Origin of the sequence: Streptomyces sp. NPDC014801, from assembly GCF_043082085.1 — a bacterium.
Taxonomy (GTDB): domain Bacteria; phylum Actinomycetota; class Actinomycetes; order Streptomycetales; family Streptomycetaceae; genus Streptomyces.
Genome location: NZ_JBIBXG010000017.1, coordinates 49,949 through 65,825 on the forward strand (window position 1 = coordinate 49,949; position 15,877 = coordinate 65,825).

Consider the following 15,877-nt stretch of genomic DNA (forward strand, 5'->3'; position numbering starts at 1 on the left):
GAGTGGCTGCCGTGCGGGCAGGCAGATCTGCTCTCCCCGGCGGCGCTGAAGGCCTAGAGCACCTCCAGCACCTCGGCGACGGGGCGGCGCGGCGTCACCGGGCCCGGCCGGCCGTAGCCGAGACGGAGCACCATGTGGACGAATCCCATGGCCGAGCCGGGGTCGCGGGCCAGTTCGCGCAGATCGCGCCGTTCGAGGGAGTGGGACGTCAGCGAGGTGGCGAGGCCGTGCAGGGTCGCCAGCAGCAGCACCCGTTCGAGCGCCTGGCCGGCGCGCAGCCAGTCGGCCGGCCGGTCGTCGGTGGTGCCCAGCAGTGCCAGGTGGGGCACGGTCTCGAAGACGGCCGTGGGCCGGTCCGGCACGCTCTCGCGTCCTGCGAAGTCGCGCACCGGCGCGCGTCCGCCGCTCCTGCGCGGACCGAACGCGACGTCGGGTATGCCGTCGGTGCTGCCCTCCACCTCGGCTCCGATGCGCATCCATCGGCGCACGTCGGCCACCCGCTGCGGATCGTGCAGGTCGCGGCCCTCGGCGTCCCGGACGTGGTCGAGCAGCGCGGCGACGTGCCAGGCGTGGGGGAAGACCAGGGCGGCGCCTTCCTGCGCGGCGGCCTGCTGGAGTCCGGCCCGCACCTCCTCGGGGACCGGCCGGTCGTCGAACGGGTACCGGCTGGTGTGGCGGCGGGGAATCGCCTCGTACAACCGGGCCAGGCCGGCGTCGGGCGGTTCGCCGCGGCCCAGCCGCACGGCGGCCAGGAGGTGCGGATCGCCGGGGTCGGGCAGAGGCCGCACGTCGGTGGTCCAGCCGGCGTGGGCCGCGGCGACACGGAGGTTGAACAGGGCGGCGCCGCAGCCGAGGTGCAGGGACCGTCGGTCGGGGTCGAGGCGTGGGACGGTGCGCTCGGCGTCGCCGCGCAGTTCCACGGTGTGGCTGTCGGTGAGGTAACGGAAGCGCCACGGCTGGGTGTTGTGCAGGGACGGCGCCGTGGTGGAGGCGCTCACCAGTGCGGTCACGGTGGCCTGGTCGGGTCGCTGCACGGTCATCGGTTTTCTCCGCTCACGTGGCTCACGTACGGCCGTAGCGCTTCAGCGGTCTCAGTCCAGCTTCGGGGCACAGCGGCACGGTGGCCAGGGCCGACGGGTCCCGGCCGAGGGGCCGACCGGCCCCTGCGGCGGGACCCGTCGGCCGGCCTCGGGATGCGGGCCCGGGAGCGGTCCGGCGTCACGGGTGGGCGTGACGGGCGGGGTTACTGGGCAGAAACCGCTCACGGGCACGCGGGCCACCGCGTGCGAGAGCGGAGGTGGCGGTCATGAAGCGCGTGCAGCTGAGCAAGTCTCACCCCGGTCCCCGCCGGCCTGCCCCGCTCGACCTGCGCACGCCGTCCGGGCGCCCTCTGCCGTACTGAGCGCGGGCGTGACCGGCTCGATGCCGGTCAGGGTGGGGACGACCGGCTGGATGAGCCCGTCCGCGGTGTAACGCAGCCGGTCGATGGTGACTTCCCGGTGGGTGCCGTCGCCGCCCGGGATCGCGAAGCGGTGGTAGGCGATGTACCAGTCGTCCGTGCCGGGGACCTGGATCACCGAATGGTGGCCGGTGCCCAGGATGCCGCGCGCGGGGTCCTTGGACAGGATCACGCCGTGGTTGCGCAGCCCGTCCATGAGCGGGCTGGTGCCGGTGGCGTACCCGACGCGGTAGTCCTCGCTGCGGGTGTCGTCGATGGACCAGCTCAGGTAGTAGACGCCGTTGCGCTTGTGCGGGAACAGGCCCTCGCGGAAGCCGTCCAGGCCCGTCAGGCGCTTGATCCTCGCCGGGTCGTAGGAGGTCATGTCGGGGTTGAGCGGGACGACGTAGGCGTTGCCGTTGCCCCAGTAGAGGTAGGACTGCCCGTCGTCGTCGGTGAAGACGGCGGGGTCGATGGCCTGGCCGCCGTCGGGGTTGGCGGCGACGAGGGGCTTGCCCGAGTCGGTGAAGGGTCCCGTCGGCTTGTCCGAGACGGCCACGCCGATCTTGGCGTCGGCGCAGAAGTACAGGTAGTACTTGCCGTCCTTCTCGGTCGCGGCGGGGGCCCAGGCCCGGCTGTCCGCCCATGCGACGTCGGGTCCCAGGTCGAGGATGACCGGGTGCTCGGTCCAGTACACGAGGTCCTTGCTGGACCAGGTCCGGAACGTGGTGCCGCTCCAGCCCGGGTAGCCGTCGCTCGTCGCGTAGATGTAGTAGGTGTCACCGAACCGCACGATGTTCGGGTCGGCGTTGTAGCCGGGCAGCGACGGGCTGCCCATCACCTCGGCGCGTACGGTCCAGGTGCGCACGGTGTGGTCGGCCGCCCGGACCCGGTAGCTCACGGGGGACGTGAAGTCGTGGACGCTGCCGTTCGCCGGCTCCACCCGGCTGGTTCCGGCCACGCCGAACCGCGGCGCGAGGCGCCGTAGGTCGGTGCCGGGCTTGACCGGCAGGAGCACCGTGGAGGCGGCCGAGTCGATCACCGCGGGGACCTTCAGCGCAGCCAGGTCGACCGAGGTGATCTCGGTGCGGTTGCCGGGCAGTTCGCGCACCTCGTCGGCGCTCAGAGCGCGGTTCCAGAGCGAGAAGGAGCGCATCGACCCCTTGAAGTACTGGTCGCTCGCGTACAGGGAGCGGCCGAGGTCGTTGGCGGTGGTCCGGCCGCCGCCGATGTCGCCGGGGCGGAGGGTGACGGCGTCGTTGCGGGCGACCTCGGTGCCGTCGAGGTAGAGGCGGGCCGTCGAGCCGCCGAGGGTGTAGGTGAGGGTGTGCCAGCTGCCGCGGGGCAGGTTCCGGGTGCCCGCGGTCTGTTCCGTGCTCCAGTTCCCGGCCGTCAGGGAGGTCCGGTAGCCGTCGCCGGTCGTGAAGAGGTAGCCGTTGCCGCTGCCGCCCGCGGTGTTGCCCAGGCCCCACAGCCAGTAGGGCGTGGCCTGACCGGGGTCGATCTTCACCTCCGTGGAGACCGTGACGGCGTCCAGGCCGTTCATCAGGTTGTCCGGCAGGGCGACATGGCCGTCGGTGCCGCCGAAGTCGGCGGCGTCTGCGGTGCGGGTGACGTCCCCGTGCACGACGGCGTCGTAGCCGTGGCCGGTCTCGTCCAGGACCCGCGTGCCGCTGCCGCCGAGGCGGTACGACGCGACGAGCCCGTGCGCGTCCGCGGTGAGGGGCTGCGGGATGCCGCGCAGCCGGTCCATCTCGGCCTGGGTGACGGGCAGGACCGTGCCGTGGCGGGGGCTGGCGGGCAGCTGGTAGCCGGTGGACATGGTCCACTTGCCGGAGGCGAGGTCGGTGGTCTCGAAGGGGACGTAGCCGCGGCCGCCGAACTCGTCGATGAACAAATACCACTTGTTCTCGGTGTTCGACTTGAAGACGGTGGGGCCCTCGCCCTGGTTGATGCCGGGGTGGGTGGCGTCGCCCTTGCCGATGCACTCCGAGACGAAGCCCCAGTCGGTGTCGAGCAGCCGGGTGGACTTCTCCTCGATGACGAACTTGCTGCAGGGGGTGGAGGAGGTGTTGTTCCGCTCGTCCTTGGTGAACCGGTAGTAGGTGCCGCCGTCCTTGATGACGGTGGAGTCGATCACCGAGTAGCCGGGGTCCTTCCACACGCGCGGCGCGGAGAACGTGCGGAAGTCGCGGGTGGTGGCGTACATCATGCGGTTGTAGCTGCTGCCGCTGTGGGCGGTGTCGGCCGGGTCGTACAGCTTGGACGCCCAGAAGACGACGTAGGAGCCGAGGCTGTCGTCCCAGTACGCCTCGGGTGCCCAGGTGTTGCCGGCGGTGTCGTCGGAGACCTTGACGTGGCGCTGGTCGGACCAGTGGACGAGGTCGGTGGACTCCCACACCTCCAGGTACTTGCTCCCGGTGCGCTGGGCGGCGTCCCAGTTGCCGTTGCCGTAGATCTTCAGGTCGGTGGCGATGAGGTAGAACTTGTCGCCCTCGGGGGAACGGATGACGAACGGGTCGCGCACGCCCTTGTCGCCGAGGGTGGAGGTGAGGACGGGCTTGCCGCCGTTCAGCTCGTCCCAGTGCAGGGGGTCGTTGCCGCGGCTGACGGCGGAGTGGATCTGCTCGCCGTCCGAGCGGCCCTCGCCGGTGAAGTACTCGAAGAGGTAGCCCTGGTAGGGCTCCTTCTTCGGCAGGGGCCGCACGGTCAGGTCGAAGGTGCGCTTGGCCTGGGCGTCGCCGACGCGGACGGTCGCGGTCAGCCGCACGGAGCGGGCGCGCTGTCCGTAGGCGGGGCGGTGGACTTCGCCCGTGGCGGTGACGGTCCGGGGGTCGGTCGACTTCCAGGAGACGCGGGCGCCGCTGAGGCCGCTGGTGGGCAGGGTGAGGTTGCCGCGGACGTCGTCGGCGTCCCAGACGGTGAGGGCGGCGGCGGCCTCCCGCGCCTGCGCGCGGTCGCCGGCGGCCTCGTCGGACCGTGTCGCCGCCACCGGGCCGTCGGGGGTGCGGGCGGCGGCGGGTGCGGCCGTCAGGAAGAGGGCGAGCAGGGACATCAGCAGGCCCGGGACGGCCCGCGCGGTCCGGTGCGGGCGGGGGGACGGGTGGGGCATGGGCGGTTCCTTCCGGTGAGGGTCGTGGCCGGCGTCCCGCCGCGGGGCGGCGGGTGCGGCGGGTGCTCCATGCGGGGGTGGTGGGGCGGGCCGGTCAGCGCGTGACGGGCTTGCCGCGGCCCCAGCCCCAGGCGAGCCGGTCGGCTCCGGACCGGTTGGTGGTGGCGAGCCAGGGCCGCTCGGGGTCGCCGACGAGCTGCTGCAGCGTGTAGGTGTCGCCGGTGCGCAGGCCGGGCCAGTAGACGCTGCCCATGCCGAGCTCGCGGAAGGTGTCGGTGACCGCCTGCACGTAGTTGACGAAGTTGTCGGACGGGTCGGCCTTGTCGTAGTCCAGGCCGGTCGTCATCGGGGCGCCGAACTCGTCGGCGACGGTCCGGCCGGCGCAGTCGCCGATGCGTTCCTTCAGGTCGGCGACCCACTGGTCGTAGGTGGCGTAGCTCTTCCAGAACCCGTAGTGGTGCAGCGACAGGTGGGTTCCGCGCAGGCGCGGGTCGGCGCACACGGTGGTGACGTGGTCGTTGTAGCCGGCGCCGCTGACGAAGACCCGCTCACGGGGGATCTCGGGGTAGGTCGCCAGCCAGTTCGCGGCGATGTCGGCCCACTCCGCGTCGGTGTAGCCGTGCGGCTCGTTCATGGGCTCGAAGTAGACGCGCGGGTTGCCGCCGTAGGCGTGGACGACGGTGTCCCACATGGTCCGGTAGGCCGGGACGTCGTCGATCAGCCCGTCCTTGCGGGCGCCGGTCCCCTCCCAGTAGGAGATGATGACCTTGAAGCCCTGCCGGGTGGCGGCGTCGATGACTCCTCGGTACGCCTTCCAGGGGGCGCCGTTGACGGTGTACGGGTTGATCGGCAGCCGTACGGTGTCGGCGCCCAGGTTGGCGCGGAACGCCGTGATCACGCGGGTGGCCTTGGCGTAGGTGCGGGCGTAGTCGTCCGACGCGGACAGGCCGGACAGGACGATCGGGTCGTCGGCGAAGTTGTCCCGCGGGTCGGCCCAGTTGACGCCGCGGAAGTCGGAGGTGTTCTGCCGCGGGGCCGCGGCGGCGGGGGCGCCGGTCGCGGCCGTGCCGGCGCCGGCGACGAGGGCGGCGGCCGCGAGCAGGGGCACCCATCGGCCGATGACACGGCCACGAGATGTAGGCATGCGCATGCCAGTCCTTTCGGTCGGTTCGAGGACACCCTCCCCGCGCGCCGCGGGGAGGGCGGCCCGGCCGTCGCACGGACGGCCGAGCCCGGGTGCGGCAGGGGGGTAGGGCCTGCCCTAGCTGCCGGAGGCGGACGCCGTGACGTCCCTGACCGTCCACCGCTGGTTGGCGCCGGAGTTGGGCGGCCACGTGGTGACCGCGGCGCCCTCGCCGGTCGCCTGTCCCCCGACCTCCAGCAGCCGCCCGCTCGCGGCGTTGATCAGCGTCCAGGTGCCGTCGCCGGTGGTCGAGGCGATCCATTCGGCCGCAGCGTCGCGCCGGTGGGTGTCGGGTTCGGCGACCGGGACGTCGTCGCGGACCGCGAGGCGCTTGCCGTCCACGGCGCTGGTGAGGACGTACCGGGCCTCGCTGCCGCGGCCGGGGCCCACCTGGCTCAGCCGCCACTGCTGGGCGGTCGAGCCGCTGGGCGTGCCGATGACGAGACCGGTGCCGTTGCCGGCCACGGTGACCGCCTTGCCGCTCTGCACACCGGTGAGGGTGTAGGTGTGGCCGGTGCGCAGCAGCGGTGCGTCCTGCGCGACGCCGGACACACCCTTGACGACGAAGGAGGTCACGGACTGGGCGGGCACGGTGACCGTGGCACGGCCGCCTTCGACCTTCACCGCGTCCCGCACGGCGAGCTTGCCGTCGGCGCTGGTGACGACGGGTGTCACAGTGGCGCCCCGGCTGATGCTGCGGAACTTGGTCAGGTCGAGGGTGACGCTGCGCGCGCTCGTGGTGCTGTTGACGTGCACCAGCGAGGCGCCCTTGCCGTCCTTGGACACGGCGGCCGCGCTGGAGGTGTCGTCGACCTTGATCAGGCGGTCGCCGGGCTTGATGAAGTGGGTGAAGTTGCGTGCCGTGTCGAACTTGGTGTTGGTGCGGACCGGGCAGGTGGCGAGGGTGTCCGCGGAGGTGCAGCTGAAGGGGATCTGGATCTCGCCCCAGTTGCCGCCCTTGGCGGACTCGCCGCCGGGCTTCATGTTGTCGTAGTCCTCGACCGGCTGCCAGAACACCCAGGCGCGCGGCTGGAGTTCCCGCAGGTCGTCGACGATGTGCTGGGCGAGTCCGAGGCCGGGGCGCATGTCCGTGAAGCTCTGCCCGTCGCCCCAGTCGCCCTCGACCTCGCTCATCCAGAGCTTCTTGTCTGCGGCCTTGGCGAGGTCGCGGACGGCTGTGCGCTGTCCGGTGCCGTAGGTGTGGACGTTCATCTGGCCGACGAGGGCGCGGTCCTGGGCGGTGTAGGCGCTCCAGTTCTGCGCGAAGGTCGAGGGGTTGGTCTCGTCCATCGCCGAGATCTGCGCCTTGGTCTTCGCCGTGCGCAGGGCCGGTGCGAGCGCCTGCAGCACCTTGCGCTGCATCGCGGGGCTCATGTGGGCGCCCTCCTGGCGGCCGCCGACCGGCTTGCCGTCGGTGCCGAGGCGGGTTCCCCAGTAGGGGGTGTTGGGCTCGTTGAAGGGGTCGACGGTCTTCACCTTGATGCCGTGCGCCTGCTCCAGTCGCCGGGTGGCGCCGGCCAGGTAGGCGGCGTAGTCGTCGACCGACTCGGTCTTGAGCTGGTCGGCGGTGGCGTCGAAGCCGCCGGAGACATAGCCGGAGACCGTCATGAACCAGGGCGGGGAGTTGCTGAAGGTCTCCCAGTGGGTGATGTCGTTCTTGATGCGGTCGACCCACCAGCGCTGGGTGGCGTCGGCCTTGACGTTCCAGTCGGCCGGGTCGTCGGCGCTCCACCAGTCGGTGTCCGCGCGGGTGGTGCCGTCGGGGGCCTTCCACCAGCCCTGGACGGCGCCGCCGGCCCGCAGGTAGTCCTTGACGTCGGGGGCGTTGCCGCCGCCGATGTTGTAGCGGGCGATGTTCAGGCCGAGGCCGTCGTCGCCGAAGAGGAGGGAGGCGAGCTTCTCCCGGATCTCGGGCGGGTAGCCGCCGGTGACGTTGGCGAACCAGGCCAGGCTGGTGCCCCAGCCCTCGAACGGCTGCTGCTGGTAGGAGGGGTCGAGCCGGACGGTGACGGAGGGGGTGTCCGCGGCCCGGGCGGGACCCGGTACGGAGACCAGGGCGGCTGCGGTGGCCAGGGCGGTGAGGCCGGCGGCGGTGAGCCGTCTGCTGCGGGTGCGGCGTGCCATCGGTGTGCTCCCAACTGGAGGGTGGTCGCGCTGAGGTGGGCCCTCCCGCCGTGTCGGGGCAGGAGGGCATGGCCCGTGAGGAGGGGCGTGCGTCCTCGCGGGCGAGCGGGCGGGATGGGTCAGGCGAGCGGCTGGCGCAGTACGGCGACGGCCCGGGGGGCGAGCGTGAGGGTGCCGTCGGCGGCCAGGGTGCCGAGCAAGGCGTCACCGGTGAGGCCGGGCACGGTGACCGTGTCGTCGGTGCGGTTGACGAGGAAGCGGAAGGCGGCGTCGGGGCCGCGGCGCACGGTCGTCTCGACGAGTCCGCGTGCCTCGGCGGGCAGGTCGCTGTGCACGCCGGCCGGCTCCAGCAGGCGCGGCAGGAGCGAGGTGAGGCCCCGCGTCCCGAGCCGGGTGGAGACGTAGGTGGCCGAGCCGCTGCCGGTCGGGCGGCGGGTGACGGCGGGGCGTCCCCGGTAGGCGCCGGAGCGGTAGTGGGCGAGGACCTCGGTGTCGGGGGCCGTGACGGTGATCCGGTCGGTCCACAGCGTGCCGGTCGCCGGGCCGTCGAGGGCGACCTCGTCCCCGGCGAGCAGGGGGCCGAACTCCTCGATGCGGATGCCGAGCAGGTCGCGCAGGGCGCCCGGGTAACCGCCGAGCCACACGTGGTCGTTCTCGTCGACGATGCCCGAGAAGTAGGTGGTGACGAGGTGGCCGCCCTGCTCGGTGTAGCGGGTGAGGGACTTGGCGAGGTCGGCCGGGACCACGTGCAGCACCGGGGCGATCAGCACCTGGTGGCGGTGCAGGTCGCCGTGCGGGGTGACGAGGTCGGCGCGGATGCCGAGGGCGAGGAGGGCGGAGTACCAGTCGAGCGCCTCCTGCCGGTAGTCGAGCAGGGAGGTGGGGTGGGAGTCCTGCTCGCTCGCCCACCACGACTGCCAGTCGTAGAGGATGCCGACGGGGGCGGCCTCGCGCTCGCTGCCGGCGAGGGGCGCGAGCGCCTTCAGGGTGGCGCCGAGGTCGCGGACCGCGCGGAACAGGTCGCTGTCCTCGCCGGCGTGCGGCACCATCGCGGAGTGGTACTTCTCGGCGCCGGCCGCGGACTGCCGCCACTGGAAGAAGCAGACCGCGTCGGCCCCGTGCGCGACGTGCAGCAGCGAGTCGCGGGCCAGGTCGCCGGGCCGCTTGGCCACGTTGACGGGCTGCCAGTTGACGGCGCTGGTGGAGTGCTCCATCAGGAACCAGGGCCGGCCGGCGCTGATGCCGCTGGTGAGGTTGGCGGAGAAGGACAGTTCGTCGCGGTCCTGGGGGCCCGGGTGGACGTAGTGGTCGTTGGAGACGAAGTCGATCTCCGCGGCCCAGTCCGGGTAGTTCATGCCCTTCGTGCCGCCCATCACCATGAAGTTGGTGGTGACGGGGACGTCGGGGGTGATCTCCCGCAGGATCTCCCGCTCGGCGCGCAGATGGTCCTTCAGCGCGTCGGAGGAGAAGCGCTTGAAGTCCAGCTGCTGGGTGGGGTTGGGGTGCGAGGCGGCCAGCCGCGGCGGGAGGATCTGCTCCCACTCGGTGTAGCGCTGCGACCAGAACGCGGTGCCCCAGGCGTGGTTGAGCGCCTCCAGGGTGCCGTAGCGGGCGCGCAGCCAGTCGCGGAAGGCGCGGGCGGCGTCGTCGGAGTAGTCGTAGACGTTGTGGCAGCCCAGTTCGTTGTTGACGTGCCAGGCGACCAGCGCCGGGTGGCCGGCGTACCGGGTGGCCAGCTCCCGCACCAGGCGCAGCGCGTGGCGGCGGAAGACGGGCGAGGTGGGGCGCCAGTGCTGACGGGCTCCCGGCCACAGGGTCTCGCCGGTGGACGTGACCGGGAGGATCTCGGGGTGGGCCGTGGTGAGCCAGGGCGGCGGGGAGGCGGTGGCCGTGGCCAGGTCGACCCCGATGCCGCCTTCATGGAGGAGGTCCATGACCTCGTCGAGCCAGCCGAAGTCCCAGGTGTCCGGGGCCGGCTGGAGGCGGGCCCAGGAGAAGATGCCCACGGACACGAGGTTGACGCCGGCCTCGCGCATCAGGCGTACGTCGTCCTGCCAGACGGAGCGGGGCCACTGCTCGGGGTTGTAGTCGGCGCCGTAGAGGAGGCGGGGGGTGCGGTCACCGTCCGTCCCGTGCGTCCGGGACAGGAGGGTGGAGATCATGGTGGTCCTTCCGGGAGGGGGCCGCGGGCGGCCCGGAGGGCCGGGCGCGCCGCGCGGCGGTCACTTCTCGCGGTGAAGCCCTGCTTCGCCGGCGGTCACTTCTCGACGGTGAAGCCCTGCTCGCTGCCGTACTTGACGGAGGCGTCCTGCCAGGCCTTCAGGCCGTCGGCCAGCTGGGTGTGCGACACGTAGGCCTTGCCGACGGTGTCGTTGAAGATGGAGTTGGCGTACACCTGGTAGGGCAGGTACGACCAGTCGTCGGCGACGTTCGCGGCGGACTCGGCGAAGATCTTGTTGGCCTGCTGTCCGCCGAAGTACGGGAAGGCGGTGTTCTGGAAGGCCGGGGAGTTCAGCTGCGCGACGGTCGCCGGGAAGGCCCCGCCCTTGACGCGGGTGTCGACGCCCTTGCCGGCGTTGGCGTACTCGACGAACGCGTAGGCCAGTGCCTCGTTCTTGCCGAGCTCGGGCAGGGTGAGGGCGCTGCCGCCGTTCTCCGCACTGGCGTGGGCGCCCGCCGTCCACTGCGGCAGCGGGGCGACGCGCCAGTCGCCGGCGCCGTTCTTGACGCCGGAGGCGAGGTTGGCGGGCATCCAGGCGCCGATGGCGAGGGTCGCGATGGTGCCGTCGCCGAGGCCCTTGTACCACGCGTCGGACCAGCTGGTGACGGGGGCGAGCAGCTTGTCGTCGAGGAGCTTCTGCCAGGTGCCGGTGTACTTCCTGGCGCCCGCGTCCGCGAAGTCGATCTTCACCTTGGTGCCGTCGACCTTGTAGGGGCGTGAACCGGCCTGCCACAGCATGCTGGTGGTGAAGCCCGCGTCGCCGGTGTCGTTGGTGATGTACGCCTTCGGGTCCGCGGTGTGCAGGGCGCGGGCCGCGGCCACGTACTCGTCCCAGGTGGTGGGCACCTTGATCTTGTACTTGTCGAAGACCTTCTTGTTGTAGAACAGCGCCATCGGGCCGGAGTCCATCGGCAGGCCGTAGATGCCGTCGCCGCCGGCCTTCACGCCGTTCCAGGGGCCCGGGGAGAAGGACGCGGAGAGCTTGTCGGCGCCGAAGCCCTTGAGGTCGGTGAGCTGCTTGGTCAGCGCGTACTGGCCCATGGCGTAGTACTCGACCTGGGCGACGTCCGGCACGCCCTTCTTGGCGGACATGGCGTTCTGCAGCGCCTTGTACTGGTCGTTGCCGGTGCCCGCGTTGACCAGATTGACCTTGACGCCCGGGTGCTCCTTCTCGAAGTCGGCGGCCACCTGCTTGAGCGTGGGCTCCCACGCCCAGACCGTGAGGGTGCCGCCCTTCTTCAGCGCGGCCTGGACGTCGGCCGCGGAGACGGACTTCTTCGCGTCCGAACCGCCGTCGCCGGAGCCGCCGCAGGCGGTGGCGCCGAGGGCCAGGGCGGTCAGGAGGCCGATGCCGCTCAGCAGGCGGCGGGAGTGCTTGCGCATGGACGTACTTCCACTTCTTGCCGGAGCACCGGCGGATGAGGGTCGAAGGACGGGAAGGTGAGAGGCGAAGCGGCCGGGCCGGGCGCGGCTCATTCCTTGACGCTGCCCGCGGCGAGTCCCGACTGCCAGTACTTCTGGAGCATCAGGAACGCGGCGATCAGCGGGACGATGGTGATCAGTGAGCCGGTGATGACCAGGTTGAACACGGGCTGGCCGCCGGCGGTCGCGGCCTGCGCGTTCCAGCTGTTGAGCCCGAGGGTCAGGGGATACCAGTCGGGATCCTTGATCATGATCAGCGGCAGGAAGTAGTTGTTCCAGGTGGCGACCATGGTGAACAGCGAGACGGTGACGATGCCGGGTGCCAGCAGCGGCAGGGCCACCTGGAAGAAGATGCGGATCTCGCTCGCGCCGTCCATGCGGGCCGCCTCCAGCAGCTCCGTCGGGATGGCCTCGCCGGCGAAGACCCACATCAGGTACAGGCCGAAGGGCGAGATCAGCGAGGGGATGATCACGGCCCACGGGGTGTTGGTGAGACCCAGGTTGCTGAACATCAGGAAGGTCGGCACCGCGAGCGCGGTCCCCGGTACGGCGACGGCCCCGATGACCACGGCGAAGACGGCACGGCGTCCGGGGAAGGCGAACTTGGCCAGCGCGTACCCGCCGAGCACCGCGAGGAAGGTGGCGCCGCCGGCGCCCACCACGACGTAGAGCACGGTGTTGAGCAGCCAGCGGGTGAAGACGCCGTCGTCGTAGGTGAACGTCTCGGTGATGTTGTCCCACAGGGCGAAGTCGCCGTCGAACCACAGGCCGGAGGAACGGGACAGCCCCTCCTGGGTCTTGGTCGCGCTGATGACCAGCCAGAGCAGCGGCACCAGGCTGTAGAGCAGGACCAGGGCGGTGAGCACGGTCAGCAGGACACTGCGCCGGGGCCGGCCGGCCGCGGGGCGGCGGGCGGAGCGCAGGCGGGGCACGGTCTTGACGGGACGCGGCCGCTGGGTCGCGGTGCCGGACGAGGCGTCGGTGGTGGTGACGGTCATCGCTGCCTCACGCTCCCTTGCGCATGCCGCGCAGCTGGACGACATAGGCGACGATCATGGTGATCACGCCCATGACCAGGGCGACCGTCGCGGAGTAGTTCTGCTGCTGGCCCGAGAACGACAGCGAGTACGTGTAGAAGTTCGGGGTGTAGTCCGTGGTGATGGCGTTGGGGGCGAGCTTCTGCAGCACGCTCGGCTCGTTGAAGAGCTGGAAGCTGCCGATGATGGAGAAGATCGTGGCGATGACGAGGGCGCCGCGGATGGCCGGCAGTTTGATGGCGGTGATGACGCGGATCTGCCCGGCTCCGTCGATCTCGGCGGCCTCGTAGAGGGACTGCGGGACGACCCGCAGCGCCGAGTAGAAGATCAGCATGTTGTAGCCGACGAACTCCCAGGTGACGATGTTGCCGATGGAGGCGAGGGCCAGGTCCGGGGAGAGCGGGTCGGGCAGCGACAGGCCGAAGGCGTCGTCGATGTCGCCGACCAGGCCGAAGCGGGTGCCGTACATGAAGCCCCACATGAGGGTGGCGACCACGGCCGGCACCGCGTAGGGCAGGAAGATCGAGATGCGGAAGAAGTTCTTGCCGTAGAGGCGTCCGCTGTCGAGCGCGAGCGCCACGAGCAGGGCGATGCCGAGCATGACCGGCACCTGGACGCACAGGAAGAGGGAGACCCGGCCGAGCGCCGCCCAGAAGTTCTTGTCCTGCAGCGCCGCGGTGTAGTTGTCGAGGCCGACGAACGTGGTGCCGCCGATGAGCTGGTCACGGAAGAGGCTCAGGTAGAGCGAGTAGGCGATCGGCGCGAGGAAGACCAGGGCGAAGACGATCACGAACGGGGCGATGAAGCCCCAGCCCGCCCAGGAGCGACGGTCCCGTCTGGTCGGGGGTGGTGCCAGCTGCGGCGCGGCAGCCGCCGGCGGTTGCAGCGTTGTCATGTCGTTCCTCGCACTTTCGGGGTGGTGAGCAAGCGGCGGTGGACCGGCTCGGGTCCAGGGCCCGAGGCCCGCGGGGTGTACGTGAACGTCACGTTGCGGCGCGACTCCGCGCTGTTATGTTTACGTAAACATCCGACGGCGGCATGTCTACCCCCGTCGGGTGACACCGGTCAAGGGTCCGGTCGTGAGCGAGAGCGCGGGGCAGGCGGGAGGGCAGCGGCTTCCCGGCGGTCGCCGACGCGCTCAACTCCCCTGCCCCCGTGGGCCGTAGGGTTCGCGACCGTCGTGACGCACTTGTCCCGCGCGACCCCGGCAATGTTATGTTTACGTAAACATCCCCTGATGCCTGCGAGACTGCGGCGTCAGTGGCGGTCGAGTGGTCCGCCACGGTGAACCGTCACTCGAACCACGACGGAAGGCGGCTGACGGCCAGTGGACATGGCTACGACACGTTCGTCCGACACGCACGGCTCCGGTGCCGCCGCGGCCTCCGGCGGCACCGAGGGCACGAGCACGGCCGGCGGCCGCGGACGCTCCCGCCGCGGCCCGCGCACCGCCTCCATGGCGGACGTCGCCCGGCTCGCCGGCGTCTCCTCCCAGACGGTCTCCCGGGTGTCCAACGGCTACGCCGGGGTGAACGAGGAGACCCGCCGCGCGGTGCTCGCCGCGATGAAGGAACTCGGCTACCGCCCCAACAGCGCGGCCCGCGCGCTCAAGCGCGGCGAGTTCCGCACCATCGGCGTCATCACGTTCACCCTCGCCACCACCGGCAACGTCCGCACCCTGGAGGCGATCGCCACCTCGGCCGCGCAGGAGGGGTACGCGGTCACGCTGCTGCCGGTCGCCGTGCCCACCCAGGACGAGGTGCGCGGCGCGTTCTCCCGGCTGGAGGAACTCGCCGTCGACGCCGTGATCGTCATCATGGAGGTCCACCTCCTCGACGCGGCGACGATCACCCTGCCCCCGCACGTGCAGGTGGTGGTGGTCGACTCCGACGCCGGCGACCGCTACACGGTGGTCGACACCGACCAGGCCGGCGGCACCCGCGCGGCGGTCCGGCACCTGCTGGACCTCGGGCACGACACCGTCTGGCACCTCGCGGGCCCCGAGGGCTCCTTCGCCGCGCAGCGCCGCACCGACGCCTGGCGCGCGGTCCTCGCCGAGGCCGGACGCGTCCCGCCGCCGCTGGTCCAGGGCGACTGGTCGACGGAGTCCGGCTACCGGGCGGGACGCGAACTCGCGCGGCGGGAGGAGTGCACGGCGGTCTTCGTGGCCAACGACCAGATGGCCCTCGGGCTGCAGCGCGCCCTGCACGAGAGCGGCCGGCGCGTCCCCGAGGACGTCAGCGTGGTCGGTTTCGACGACATCCCCGAGGCCGCGCACTTCCTGCCCCCGCTGACGACCGTCCACCAGGACTTCGCGGAGGTGGGGCGGCTCTGCGTCCGGGCCGCGCTGCGCAAGGTGCGCGGCGAGGGCGCCGAACGCGGCACCACGCTGGTGCCGACCCGGCTCGTGGTGCGCGACAGCACGGCGCCGCCGCCGCGCCGGGGCGCCCGCTGAGCGGGGCGCGCTGCTGCTGCTCGGCCGCCGAGGCCGTCGGTCGCCCTCCTGGCACCCGGCGCCTCCCTCGCACGCCACGGAAGAGGGCGCCACGGTATCGTTCCCGATCGCTTGACCAGACGTGATCGAAGCTGTCGCTCCGCACCGGCGCAGGCGCGACGGCTCAGGCCGCGGCCGTCCCGTGCGGGGCCGAGGCGAAGGCCAGGATGTCCGCGGCCGCCTCGCGCAGACTGGCGAAGTGGCGGTGCACGCCGTCCACCGCGACGGCGGTGTTCACCCCCCACACCGTCATCCCGGCGCGCAGCCCGGACCGCACCCCGGACGGCGCGTCCTCGATGACCAGGCAGTCGCCCGGCTCGGCTCCCAGCAGTTCGGCGGCCCGCAGATACGGGACCGGTGAGGGCTTGCCCTCCGCCACGGCGGCCGCGTCGACGATCACGTCCGGCACGGGCAGTCCGGTCCGCAGGAAGCGGCCGCGCACCCGGTGCTCGTAGTTCGACGTCACCAGCGCCCAGGAGCCCGGCGGCAGGGCGTGCAGCAGCCGCGCGGCACCGTCGAAGGCCTCGTAGACGCCGGAGCGGACGTCCTCGTCCTCCAGTGCGTGCAGCAGGGCCAGGCACGCGTGCGGATCCCGGTCCGGCGCGACCTGGGCGAACGTCTCCATCGGCCGGGTTCGCAGGGCCACTTGGTGGACCTCGTGCGGGTCCAGCCCGTACTGCCGCGCCCAGGTGTGCCAGACCTCGCGCTGGTTGTGCACGGCGTCGATCAGCGTGCCGTCGACGTCGAACAGGACGTACTGCGCGCGGTCCGGCCGCGTGGGTTCACCAGTCACCCGCCGATCATGCCAGGGGCCGGACGGGTCCGTTCGGGGGGCGGACGGTTGCA

At 71.9% G+C, this 15,877-nt stretch carries 10 protein-coding genes; 1 reads left to right on the forward strand and 9 read right to left on the reverse strand.

Features of this window, described 5'->3' with window-relative positions; genetic code table 11:
• Window positions 1-53 precede the first annotated feature (53 nt).
• From ACF1AL_RS34900 to ACF1AL_RS34935, 8 genes are all read right to left on the reverse strand, one after another.
• Window positions 54-1,040 (reverse strand): Acg family FMN-binding oxidoreductase, encoded by a 987-nt coding sequence (locus tag ACF1AL_RS34900; protein ID WP_391777750.1) that lies wholly within the window; start codon window positions 1,038-1,040, stop codon window positions 54-56.
• Window positions 1,041-1,304: 264 nt separating this feature from the next.
• Window positions 1,305-4,550 (reverse strand): family 43 glycosylhydrolase, encoded by a 3,246-nt coding sequence (locus ACF1AL_RS34905; protein ID WP_391777749.1) that lies wholly within the window; start codon window positions 4,548-4,550, stop codon window positions 1,305-1,307.
• A gap of 94 nt (window positions 4,551-4,644) precedes the next feature.
• Window positions 4,645-5,700 (reverse strand): glycoside hydrolase family 5 protein, encoded by a 1,056-nt coding sequence (locus ACF1AL_RS34910; protein ID WP_391777748.1) that lies wholly within the window; start codon window positions 5,698-5,700, stop codon window positions 4,645-4,647.
• Between the two features lie 111 nt (window positions 5,701-5,811).
• On the reverse strand, window positions 5,812-7,857 hold the full coding sequence (locus ACF1AL_RS34915; protein ID WP_391777747.1) for an RICIN domain-containing protein: 2,046 nt from the start codon (window positions 7,855-7,857) through the stop codon (window positions 5,812-5,814).
• A gap of 119 nt (window positions 7,858-7,976) precedes the next feature.
• On the reverse strand, window positions 7,977-10,019 hold the full coding sequence (locus ACF1AL_RS34920; protein WP_391777746.1) for a beta-galactosidase: 2,043 nt from the start codon (window positions 10,017-10,019) through the stop codon (window positions 7,977-7,979).
• Between the two features lie 95 nt (window positions 10,020-10,114).
• Complete coding sequence (locus tag ACF1AL_RS34925; RefSeq protein WP_391698727.1) at window positions 10,115-11,461, reverse strand: ABC transporter substrate-binding protein; 1,347 nt, start codon at window positions 11,459-11,461, stop codon at window positions 10,115-10,117.
• An 89-nt stretch (window positions 11,462-11,550) separates the two neighbouring features.
• The gene (locus ACF1AL_RS34930) at window positions 11,551-12,498 is read right to left on the reverse strand and encodes a carbohydrate ABC transporter permease (RefSeq protein WP_391698725.1); all 948 of its coding nucleotides are present in this window, start codon (window positions 12,496-12,498) and stop codon (window positions 11,551-11,553) included.
• Window positions 12,499-12,505: 7 nt separating this feature from the next.
• Window positions 12,506-13,432: a carbohydrate ABC transporter permease gene (locus tag ACF1AL_RS34935; protein ID WP_391777745.1), complete on the reverse strand. Its 927-nt coding sequence runs from the start codon at window positions 13,430-13,432 to the stop codon at window positions 12,506-12,508.
• A 561-nt stretch (window positions 13,433-13,993) separates the two neighbouring features.
• Between ACF1AL_RS34935 and ACF1AL_RS34940 the strand changes: the two genes are divergently transcribed.
• The gene (locus ACF1AL_RS34940) at window positions 13,994-14,992 is read left to right on the forward strand and encodes a LacI family DNA-binding transcriptional regulator (protein WP_391777938.1); all 999 of its coding nucleotides are present in this window, start codon (window positions 13,994-13,996) and stop codon (window positions 14,990-14,992) included.
• Window positions 14,993-15,155: 163 nt separating this feature from the next.
• Here ACF1AL_RS34940 and ACF1AL_RS34945 read toward each other — a convergent pair whose 3' ends face one another.
• Entirely contained in the window at window positions 15,156-15,824 is a 669-nt protein-coding gene (locus ACF1AL_RS34945) for an HAD family hydrolase (protein ID WP_391777744.1), read from the reverse strand.
• Between the last annotated feature and the right edge of the window lie 53 nt (window positions 15,825-15,877).

Bases quoted from the DNA above. Each gene is read 5' to 3' on its own strand.
- ACF1AL_RS34900 (WP_391777750.1), bottom strand. From the start codon at position 1,040: ATGACCGTGCAGCGACCCGACCAGGCCACCGTGACCGCACTGGTGAGC.
- ACF1AL_RS34905 (WP_391777749.1), bottom strand. From the start codon at position 4,550: ATGCCCCACCCGTCCCCCCGCCCGCACCGGACCGCGCGGGCCGTCCCG.
- ACF1AL_RS34910 (WP_391777748.1), bottom strand. From the start codon at position 5,700: ATGCGCATGCCTACATCTCGTGGCCGTGTCATCGGCCGATGGGTGCCC.
- ACF1AL_RS34915 (WP_391777747.1), bottom strand. From the start codon at position 7,857: ATGGCACGCCGCACCCGCAGCAGACGGCTCACCGCCGCCGGCCTCACC.
- ACF1AL_RS34920 (WP_391777746.1), bottom strand. From the start codon at position 10,019: ATGATCTCCACCCTCCTGTCCCGGACGCACGGGACGGACGGTGACCGC.
- ACF1AL_RS34925 (WP_391698727.1), bottom strand. From the start codon at position 11,461: ATGCGCAAGCACTCCCGCCGCCTGCTGAGCGGCATCGGCCTCCTGACC.
- ACF1AL_RS34930 (WP_391698725.1), bottom strand. From the start codon at position 12,498: ATGACCGTCACCACCACCGACGCCTCGTCCGGCACCGCGACCCAGCGG.
- ACF1AL_RS34935 (WP_391777745.1), bottom strand. From the start codon at position 13,432: ATGACAACGCTGCAACCGCCGGCGGCTGCCGCGCCGCAGCTGGCACCA.
- ACF1AL_RS34940 (WP_391777938.1), top strand. From the start codon at position 13,994: ATGGCGGACGTCGCCCGGCTCGCCGGCGTCTCCTCCCAGACGGTCTCC.